We start from the raw sequence: 7,177 nt of genomic DNA, 5'->3' as shown, positions 1-7,177 counted from the left end.
GCAAGTTCATGACCGAGAATGCGCGGATAGGAGAAAAAGGGCTGATTCCCCTTGTAAGCATGCAAGTCCGTCCCGCAAATGCCCACGCGTTTGATCTGGACGATCGCATGCCCTGACTCGCATACGGGCTCCGGCAAGTTATCCGCCAACTCGAATCGATCGATTTCCGCGCAAATGATGCCTCTCATGAACGGTTCACTCCAATCCCTTCATTATATTCAGGCCGGCCGCTTATCCAGGTTTCATTATGGATGGGTTGTAACATCTCCAATACGTGCTGAAGCAGCTCTTCATCGATAGGTTCGTCCGTCCACATGGCATTGTTGCGAATGTTCGCCGGATTCGCCGTACTGACCAGCGTCGTAGGAATGCGTTCGTTTCGGGTCGAGAACTGGACGGCCAGCTTCGCGATGTCCGTGCCTTGCGCCGCGCAATATTCCGCTGCTTTCATGCAGGTTTCTTTTACGAGCCGACTCGCCGGATGCCAATCGGGCGCGCCGCGAGTGCCCAGTAAGCCCATCGACAGCGGGGATGCATTTACGAGACCGATTCCGTTCGCTTCGAGTAAAGGCAGCAGCCCGAGCAACGAAGTATCGTTCATGGAATAATGGCAATAGGAGATGATGGCATCCACGTTTACTTGCGGCAGCATCTTCTTGAACAATTGAACGGGAAGTCCGCAAATGCCGGAGAACCGGATCTTGCCTTGTTCCTTCAGCTTCAATAGCGTCGGAACAGCCTCTTCGATAATGATGGCGGCCGGCACGAATTCGATGTCGTGTAAAAACAACACGTCCAAGTAATCCGCATGCAAGCGGTTCAAGCTTTCCTCCACGCTGCTCACGATCCGCTCACGGGAAAAATCGAAGTCATCCGTGCCGTAACGGCCGGCTTTCGTAGACAAGAAGAATTTATCTCGCGGAATCTCCGCAATCGCCTTCCCCAGCACGGTCTCCGCCTTCGTTAATCCGTAATAGGGAGACACGTCGATCAGATTGATGCCCGCGTCAACGGCTTCGTGTACGGTGCGAACGGCTTCGTCCTCGTTGGTATCCCGGAACACGGAGCCGAGCGAAGAAGCCCCAAAACTCAGAACCGAGACGTCAAGTCCTGTTTTGCCGAGTTTACGATATCTCATGCTACAGAATCACCCCGTCTTTAAATAGTGCAATCTCGCGAAATCCATTTCGCTCATTGTTTGTCTGTAAGTCGCCTGAAGCAATCGCTATGATTTGCTCCCACAAGTCATCCGTCAATTGATTCATGCTCCGATCCTCCAACAATCTGCCTGCATTGAAGTCGATCCAATTCTTCTTCCGCTCGGCAAGCTCGCTATTCGTTGCAATCTTCACGGTCGGTACCGGACCGCCGAAAGGGGTTCCTCTTCCCGTCGTGAATAAGACGATATGCGCACCAGCTGCGGATAACGCGGTTACGGACACCAGATCATTACCTGGAGCTTCGAGTAAATTCAATCCGGGAATGGTCACGCGTTCGCCGTATGAAACAACCTCCGTTATGATAGCTTGCCCGCCTTTTTGCGTACACCCGAGCGATTTCTCCTCTAATGTCGTTATTCCTCCGGCTTTATTTCCGGGTGACGGATTCTCATAAATTTCTTGGTCATGGCGTATAAAATACAGCTTAAAGTCGTTAACCAAAGCCACAATCTCTTGAAAAACCCGTTCATCCGCGGCGCGGTTCATCAGAATCGTCTCGGCACCGAACATCTCCGGAACCTCTGTCAAAATTGCCGTTCCGCGGGCAGCAATTAGCCGGTCCGATACGGCCCCTACCAATGGATTCGCCGTGATGCCTGATAAACCGTCCGATCCCCCGCACTTCAATCCTAGCTTTAATTTTGCCACGGGCACTGGCGTGCGTTCAAAGCGCTGGGCTTGCTGGACCAGTTCACCGATTAACGCGAGACCATGCTCGAGCTCATCATCCATATCTTGTGAACGCATGAACTTTACGCGTGACGGATCATAATCGCCGATTGCCTGCTTAAAGCTATCAATTTGATTATTTTCGCAGCCAAGTCCGACAACAAGTACGCCTGCCGCATTCGGATGGTTCACAAGCGAAGCAAGCAGTTTCTGCGTGAACTTAAGATCATCTCCAAGCTGCGAACAGCCGAAGGGATGGGCAAAATGATAGACACCGTCAATCAGCGCACCGTGCGCTGCCTCAGCCTTTCTAGCAATCGCTTCGCATGTTTTATTAATGCAGCCCACTGTATTAATGATCCATATCTCATTGCGAATGCCAACCTCTCCGTTCTCTCGAACGTAACCTTGGAATGTCCTATCCGCACCAGTGAGATCCGTAAGGGTGTTGAAGCTCGCTTCATATTTGTATTCCAAGAAACCTTTTAGCCCTGTTTGGAGATTATGCGTATGCACCCACGATCCCGCAAGCAAGTCAGTTTTGGCTTTTCCGATCGAATAACCGAACTTAAGGATATGTTCACCTGCTGCTATGGGAGTCGTCAACAATTTATGTCCCTTCGGAATATCCTCTGATACTTGAAGTTCTACTCCGTATTCAAGTTCGATAAAGTCGCCCTCTGTCAATGACTGCAGTGCAATGACGACAGGATCGTCGGGATGCAATCGAACCCATTTATTCATATGCACTTGCCTCCATATCCAAAATGCAACGTGTTACACGGTACATAAGCCCATCAATGGATGAAAGGTCATAAGCCCACACTTCCTTTAGGCTAAGCAATAAAAATATCGTTTCTTCAAGAGGCAGTTTCTGCGCCCAAATCCGTGCAATGAGTTCCAGTAACGCAGGATCATCCTTTACTTCGTAAGCAGATCCGTGTAGTGTATGTCCCGTAAAACGCTCATTACCCTTGACTATTTTGTAATAGCGAAGCAACGCCGCAAAGGCTTCGATGATACGATTCGGAATTTCGTCTCCTTTCTCAAGATACGTTATCATCGCCGGCAGAACTCGTGTTTTGAATTTGCTCAGGCTATTCATGGCAATGTCGGATAATCGGTGATCAATGAATGGATTTAAGAAGCGTTCATACACCGATTCCGCATAACGATTCAATGCCTCAGCGTCCAATGGAATCGTAGGGATAATGTCATTTGCCACAGTCTCCCTTACGAACGTTCCCAACCGCGGGTGCTCCATGACTTCTCGCACGATCTTCAAATCTTGCAGCAAGGCAAGCGGCGTCATTAGCGTATGGGCACCGTTAAGTATGCGAACCTTCCGAAGCTGATACGGCCGAAGGTCATCCACCCAATGTATATTCAGTCCCGCGCGCTGCAGCGGCAGCTCCGTCTCGAGCTCTTGCTCTGCTTCAATCGCCCAGAAATAATAAGGTTCCGCTGTATTCAGCATCGCATCTTGATAGCCCCACTCTTCGAACCACGCTTCCGCCTGGTCGCTCGGATATCCGGTAACGATACGATCGACTAGCGAATTAAGGAATCGATTATGATTTATGATCCATTCTTTAAACGCCTCGGGCAATGACCAACTTTGGCAATACTTCAGAATACATTGCAGGAGCGTATCTCCATTACGTTCAAGAAGCTCGCAGGGCAGAAAAATCAGACCACTATCGGCAGTCCCGCCTAGCGCCTTAAACCTACGGTAAAGAAGCCATGTCATTTTACCGGGGAACGATTGTATCGGAGTTCCTTCCATCAACTGCTCGGGCGTATAGACCAAGCCCGCTTCTGTCGTATTAGAGACAACAAATCTCAGCGAAGGGCTCTCTGCGATCTCAGTGAATTGATTCCAATCACTGTAGGGATCGAAGACGCGAGAGAAGGACGAAATGATTTCTTTGCGCTCCACCCTTTCACCGTTTTCAAGTCCGCGGGTTACCAAGGTGTACAGACCATTTTGGGCAGCAAGCTTCTCGATTTTCGATTTTCCTCCCGGCCTCGGCTGGGTCAAAGCAATGCTGCCGGGGAACAGTCCCTGCTCCCTGGAACGATGAATCATCCAATCAAAGAAACCGCGGAGAAAGTTTCCTTCACCAATTTGCAACACGGTTACTGGGCTTTCTTGAACAGCATCATAAGCCTGTTTATTCCGGTCACTTAAGATCTCCCTATGAATCCATCTCATAAACGATAAAACTCCTTTGCGTTTAATCCGAATAGTCGATCCTGATCTTCCTTTGTCCAAGTTTCCGGCATTGCGCGCTCCAGGATCTCAACCACCTCGGCGTACCCTGCTGCAAGCAAGCACACTGGCCAATCGCTCCCGAACATCGTTCGCTGCTGCCCAAAACAGTCTAGTATGAAGCGGATGTAGGGGACGAATTGTTCGTATTCCCAGCTGTGAGGTTCCGCTTCAGTGACCATGCCGGACAATTTACAGTAAATGCCGGGATACGAGGCCAATACCATCATGTTGCGCGCCCAGAAATCAAATTCTCCCTCGGCGATTTGCGGCTTGCCGATATGATCGATAACCCCGCGCAAATTTGGAACTTGCTTCAATAATTCGGTCAATATCTGTAATTGATTGGACGTTACAAGTAAATCGATAGGGACGCCTAAATCGGCATATACCCGTAGTGCATTCACAAATCCGGCTTCGAGAATGATTGCGGGGTTGACCATGTCCTGAATCATGATCCGAAAACCCGCATATTTAGGATTGGCACAAAACCGCCGATAATCTTCGAAATGATTTGGGGATAGAAGGTCAATCCAGCCGACAACGCCTTTGACTGATTCTTCTCGTTCAGCAAGTAACAGTAGAAAGGCCGTTTCCGCGAGCGTCGGAGCTGCTTGCACAAGGATAGTACCGTCAAATTGATGCTGTTCCAGGCTAGGATTAAGATCCTTCGGTAAATAATCACGGTACATCATTCGGTTATCGGGCGTTATCCACCCGTAATCACCTCGGTGTATCTTCCAATAATGCTGATGCGCATCAATTCTCATTGCCGTTGACTCTCCTCGCCAAATCCGAATATACTCTCTAATTTAACAGCAAAAAGAATTAATAAAATATTGAAGAATTGCAATATCATACACTTTTTTGCTATCTTTTAGAGACGGATGAAAATGTAAGCACGATTTACGAACCGTGGATTCGAGAGCTTGCCCCACTTCCATCAAGTCTTCAATAAGATTGTTGGCGTAACGCCAAATCAATTCCGACGAACTTGTATCTGAAGATGTTTTGCGTGGCAAGCACGTGAAAAGCGCCCCCGTCAATGAGAGCGCTTCGTTTGAACTGTACTTTCAATTGATTGCAGCCAAGTTCGACCTTTAAGTTGGTCAAAGCACAAGTGGTTTATTCTTTTATGGAGCCCACAAATACGCCTTGAACAAAATACTTTTGGACAAACGGGTAGATTAAAAGAATCGGAATTGTCGTAATGATGATCAGAGAATATTTGAGCAAGGTCTCCATATTTTGCATGACCACAAGTTTTTGCGTATCCATCGACGCGGACATGCTCGTATAATCGATTTTATTTTCCACCAGTATTTGACGGAGTACGAGCTGCAAAGGATATAGCGAAGGCGAGTTTAAAAAAATCAAGGCATTAAAATACGAATTCCATTGACCGACCGCTCCCCATAAGACAAGAACGGCTAGTATCGGTTTGGAGAGCGGAAGCACCATGCGCGTCAAGAACCGAAAATCGCCGCACCCATCCAGTTGGGCAGCCTCGTACAGTTCTTTCGGCAAGGAGTTCTGGAAGAAAGTCTTCGCGATAATGACGGCAAAGATATTAAGGGCGGTCGGAACGATGATTGCCCAACGCGTGTCTACCATTCCAAGATCTTTAACGACGAGATAGAACGGGATGAGACCTCCGTTAAACAGCATCGCGATGAGGATACCCCAGATCCAAACGCCGCGGCCGAACATCTCCTTTCTGGACAGAGGATATGCCATCATAATCGTCAGGCTCACGCTTAACGCGGTTCCGCAGACCGTATAAATAATAGCATTCAAAAACCCGGTCCAAACGGCGTTATATTTAAAGACGCCGACATATCCATCCAATGTAGGATCGATCGGCCATAGCCATACCTTTCCACTCTGAACCGCCGCAGCCGAACTAAAAGAAGAACTGACAATATACAGGAGCGGATAGAAGATCAGTAAAAGGATCACGCTCAAAAAAATATACACGCAGCATAAAAAAATTCGGTCTTGCCCGGATTCCCGAATCGTTGATTGCAACGGACTTCCCCTCCTTCCTTAAAACAAGCTACTGTCCGAAACCTTGCGAGCCGTATAGTTAACAATCGAGATCAAAATCAATCCGACGACGGAGTTAAACAAACCGATCGCCGAGGCAAAGCTGAAATCGGCATTGACCAGCCCCGTTTTATAGACGTAAGTCGAAATGATTTCGGATTTGCTCAAATTCAAATTGTTCTGCAGAAGAAATGTCTTTTCGAATCCCACGCTCAACAAGCCGCCGACGCTCAAAATCAATAAAATGATAATCGCCGGACTGATCCCCGGAAGGTCCACGAACCGAATTTTCTGAAGCCGCGACGCGCCGTCGATTTTCGCCGCCTCATAGAGTTCCGGATTCACGCCCGCAAGCGCCGCAAGATAGATGACGGCTCCATATCCGGTCTCTTGCCAGATTCCGGACCACACATAGATGGAGGAAAATCCGCTTGCGCTTCCCAGCAAATTAGGAGGGTTGGATATGCCGAATTGATGGAAAACGAGCGCAAGCGGTCCGCTTGTCGGAGAAAGAATGATTTGGATCATGCCGACGAGTATGACCGTCGAAATAAAATACGGCGCATACGTAAACATCTGCACCACTTTTTTAAATCGCACGCTCCGCACTTCGTTCAAGGCGATTGCGAGAATCACCGCGCACGGGATCGAAACGGCAATATAGTAAACGCTCAAAGACAGCGTATTTTTAACTAACGGCCAAAAATAAGGGGACGAAATGAACGATTGGAATTGATGGAGACCTATCCATGGACTTTTCCATACGCCAAGTACCGGGCTATACTCCCGAAAAGCGATTTGAACCCCCAACATCGGCCAATAGCTAAATGCGATCAAGAAGGCTGTCGGCAGCGATATAATTACATATAACGGCCAATGCCTAACGATACTCCTCTTCATCGCAATACCCATTCTCATACTCACCATTCCCTCGTAAAAAAAGTTGCATCATCCTCCCTGAGCCCTTAAG

Annotated in this window: 7 protein-coding genes and 1 pseudogene; 1 reads left to right on the top strand and 7 read right to left on the bottom strand. The window is 48.4% G+C overall.

Features of this window, described 5'->3' with window-relative positions; translation table 11 throughout:
* The 5 genes from GT019_RS30595 to GT019_RS30575 form a co-directional block, all read right to left on the bottom strand.
* On the bottom strand, positions 1-188 hold a 188-nt coding region (locus GT019_RS30595; RefSeq protein WP_161747247.1), incomplete at its 3' end, for an alcohol dehydrogenase catalytic domain-containing protein.
* Positions 185-1,138 (bottom strand): aldo/keto reductase, encoded by a 954-nt coding sequence (locus GT019_RS30590; RefSeq protein ID WP_161747246.1) that lies wholly within the window; start codon positions 1,136-1,138, stop codon positions 185-187. The genes GT019_RS30590 and GT019_RS30595, both read right to left, overlap by 4 nt.
* A 1-nt stretch (position 1,139) precedes the next feature.
* Positions 1,140-2,633, bottom strand: coding sequence for a UxaA family hydrolase (locus tag GT019_RS30585; RefSeq protein ID WP_161747245.1), 1,494 nt, complete (start codon positions 2,631-2,633; stop codon positions 1,140-1,142).
* Positions 2,626-4,104: a tagaturonate reductase gene (locus tag GT019_RS30580; protein ID WP_161747244.1), complete on the bottom strand. Its 1,479-nt coding sequence runs from the start codon at positions 4,102-4,104 to the stop codon at positions 2,626-2,628. The genes GT019_RS30585 and GT019_RS30580 overlap by 8 nt, the downstream gene beginning before the upstream one ends.
* Positions 4,101-4,931, bottom strand: coding sequence for an amidohydrolase family protein (locus tag GT019_RS30575; RefSeq protein WP_161747243.1), 831 nt, complete (start codon positions 4,929-4,931; stop codon positions 4,101-4,103). The genes GT019_RS30580 and GT019_RS30575 overlap by 4 nt, the downstream gene beginning before the upstream one ends.
* Positions 4,932-5,087: 156 nt before the next feature.
* Here GT019_RS30575 and GT019_RS32765 point away from each other — a divergent pair.
* Positions 5,088-5,165 (top strand): annotated as a pseudogene (locus tag GT019_RS32765) (helix-turn-helix transcriptional regulator); the annotation flags it as partial.
* Between the two features lie 121 nt (positions 5,166-5,286).
* On the opposite strand, the gene GT019_RS30565 reads toward GT019_RS32765, so the two are convergent.
* Both GT019_RS30565 and GT019_RS30560 read right to left on the bottom strand, forming a co-directional pair.
* Entirely contained in the window at positions 5,287-6,189 is a 903-nt protein-coding gene (locus GT019_RS30565) for a carbohydrate ABC transporter permease (protein WP_161747242.1), read from the bottom strand.
* An 18-nt stretch (positions 6,190-6,207) separates the two neighbouring features.
* A complete protein-coding gene (locus GT019_RS30560; RefSeq protein WP_235949615.1) occupies positions 6,208-7,119 on the bottom strand; it encodes an ABC transporter permease in 912 nt (303 codons plus the stop codon).
* Positions 7,120-7,177 lie beyond the last annotated feature (58 nt).

Origin of the sequence: Paenibacillus glycinis, from assembly GCF_009909185.1 — a bacterium.
GTDB classification, from domain to species: Bacteria; Bacillota; Bacilli; order Paenibacillales; family Paenibacillaceae; genus Paenibacillus_Z; species Paenibacillus_Z glycinis.
The sequence above is the reverse complement of the archived record's forward strand: the minus strand, read 5'-3'. Positions and strand labels throughout refer to the sequence as shown.